Here is a 2,653-nt window from a genome sequence, read left to right as displayed (position 1 = left end):
GGTAAAGCAGGTAGGAATGCACTTGCGAAACATAAACATAGAAGATGAAGGATTCAATGACGATTATTCATATAGAAAGGAATGTGAAAGAATCCACAAAAACATAAAATGGACAGTTAAATTTGATATCAGAGGATTGAACAATTCAAGTAAGAAACTGTATTCAATCATGAATTTCGTAGCTTATCAATTACTCGTGATGACAAATTTGCAAAATGGAATTAAAGAAACAAATTCTTTTGCAAATTATGTATGAGAAAATATCATCAAACTAGAATGGGTGAAATTATGAGCTAATTTGATAATCTCGTTCTATCTAATCTGATACAGGGATTGATTTAAGTACTCGTATAACAATTTAATGTTGCAGAAATAACAATAGCCGTTTTAATGTATTATACGTTTTAAACAAATCCCGTTATAACATAACAAGGGGAGAATATCGCAATGTCAATGCTGGAAATAGAAAATCTGTCTGTTGAGCCTGCTGACGGCGGGCAAAAAATATTGAACAAAGTCAATTTAACAGTGGATTTTGGTTATACCAATGTACTGTTTGGGCCTAATGGTTCAGGAAAATCTGCGCTTTTAAGAACCATAATGGGGTTTAGTGATTATAAAATTGTTGAAGGTCGGATTCTTTTCAATGGTGAAGATATAACCAATCTTTCTGTCGATGAGAGAGCTAAAAAGGGTCTTGGGATAATGCTGCAGAGACCCCCTAATATGACAGGGGTTAAACTATCCAGTCTTATAAAGGCAACCACCAAAGAAAATATGGATATTGATAAAGTTGCGGAAGACCTGGATATGAAACGTTTTATGGACAGAGAAATCAATGTCGGTTTCTCAGGTGGTGAAATAAAACGTTCAGAACTGTTACAGCTGATAGCCCAAAATCCCTGTATGTATCTCATTGATGAACCCGAATCAGGGGTAGACCTTGTGAGTATAAATAAAGTGGGTACCAAAATCCAGGAAATGCTGCGTGCAAATGTGGGATGTATCGGAGAGCGGAGTATAAAAGGTAAATCTGGTCTTATCATTACTCATACAGGTCAGATACTTGATTACCTTGAAGCAGACAGGGGTTATATAATGTGCAACGGCAAAATAATGTGCTCTGGTAACCCAAGAGAACTTTTGAAGGAAATCAAATCACAGGGATACGAGGAGTGTATCAGATGCAAACTAAATCTAGCTTAAAACAGAGCTTAAAGGAAAGAGCTGAGAAGGCTCTTGAAAAAAAAGCTTCATATGGTCAGGATTTTGACCTCAGTGAATACGAAATAGCACCCAGAGAAGCAGAGCAGGTAGAAAGTCTCTCTGAATGGGATGAAAAAACCCAAAAACAGCTCCTTAACACAGGAGTGGTGCCATCTGGGGAGGGCAGGTCTGGCAGTCTTGTGGTTCTTAACAATGCGGTATCCTACAGCTCAACAAAAAGCAAAAATGTAGAGCTTATACCAACAAGTGAAGCGATTGAGAAATACGACTGGCTGGATGATTATTCATGGAATCTGGTGCCTGTAGACGCTGATAAATACACTGCGGCAACCTATCTCCAGCAACCTGACGGGTATTTTATACGAGCATATGCCGGAAAAAAGGAAAGTCTTCCAGTACAGACCTGTCTGCTTCTGGGTAACAAGAGTGTATCCCAGACAGTTCATAATATCATAATAGTGGAAGAAGATGCAGAACTTGAAATCATTACTGGTTGTACCACTAAGGAAGAAGTTATGAGTGGACTGCATCTTGGTATATCCGAGATGTATGTTAAAAAAGGCGGAAAGCTAACATTTACCATGATTCATAACTGGGCAGAGGATATAGGAGTAAGACCCAGAACAAAAATCAAAGTTGAAGAAGGCGGCACATTCATCAATAATTATATAGCATTAAAACCGGTAAAATCGATACAGACCTATCCCACTGCATTCCTTGATGGTAAAGGTGCAGTTGCCAGATTCAATACGATTGCAGTAGGTCATCCAGGGGCCGAAATGGATCTTGGCAGTAAAGTAGTGTTCAATGCGCCGGAGACAAAGGCAGAACTGATTTCAAGGACAATTACCACTGGTGGAAGTGTAGTAGCCAGAGGAGAAATGGTTGGGAATGCAGATGATGCAAAAGGACATCTCGAATGCAGAGGACTGGTCTTAAGTGATGAAGGGTCACAGAGAGCTATACCGATTCTGGAAGCAAACATACAGAATGTTGAATTAACCCATGAAGCAGCAGTAGGTAAAATTGCAAGAGATCAGGTGGAATATCTCATGTCCCGTGGATTAAGTGAAGATGAGGCAGTGGGTATGATTGTTCGTGGTTTCCTTGATGTGGGTATCAAAGGTCTTCCAAAGGAACTGGAAGATGATATCAATGAAACTGTTGATACAATCGGCAAACACGCATTGTAATTGAATCTATACAGGAAATTTGTCATATAATTTCCTGTTGTAACTGCCTTTGGCTATTTTATTTTATCTTATATTATCTTATTTTTATGTCCTGTTCTAACTCGTAATGCTTAAATACTTTAAATTATTTAATTATTTTTAATAAATATTAAAAATAATAAACTTTAATGTCATGGACTCAATAGACAAGGCTTTTATCAAATTTTATCGGGAAGTGGGGAATGCCAATGGGA

2 protein-coding genes and 1 pseudogene are annotated in these 2,653 nt (G+C 38.0%); all 3 read left to right on the top strand.

Annotation, left to right across the window (positions count from 1 at the left end):
- Positions 1-256, top strand: a pseudogene (locus tag ACLFMM_RS09820) (ISNCY family transposase); the annotation flags it as partial.
- Positions 257-453: 197 nt separating this feature from the next.
- Complete coding sequence (locus tag ACLFMM_RS09815) at positions 454-1,206, top strand: ABC transporter ATP-binding protein (RefSeq protein ID WP_410808550.1); 753 nt, start codon at positions 454-456, stop codon at positions 1,204-1,206.
- Complete coding sequence (locus tag ACLFMM_RS09810) at positions 1,185-2,420, top strand: SufB/SufD family protein (RefSeq protein ID WP_410808549.1); 1,236 nt, start codon at positions 1,185-1,187, stop codon at positions 2,418-2,420. The genes ACLFMM_RS09815 and ACLFMM_RS09810 overlap by 22 nt, the downstream gene beginning before the upstream one ends.
- The last annotated feature ends 233 nt before the right edge of the window (positions 2,421-2,653 follow it).

The sequence above is a fragment of the Methanohalobium sp. genome (genome assembly GCF_046546175.1).
Classification (GTDB): Archaea; Halobacteriota; Methanosarcinia; order Methanosarcinales; family Methanosarcinaceae; genus Methanohalobium.
This window is presented reverse-complemented; position numbering and strand designations above follow the sequence as displayed.

Bases quoted from the DNA above. Each gene is read 5' to 3' on its own strand.
- ACLFMM_RS09815 (WP_410808550.1), top strand. From the start codon at position 454: ATGCTGGAAATAGAAAATCTGTCTGTTGAGCCTGCTGACGGCGGGCAA.
- ACLFMM_RS09810 (WP_410808549.1), top strand. From the start codon at position 1,185: ATGCAAACTAAATCTAGCTTAAAACAGAGCTTAAAGGAAAGAGCTGAG.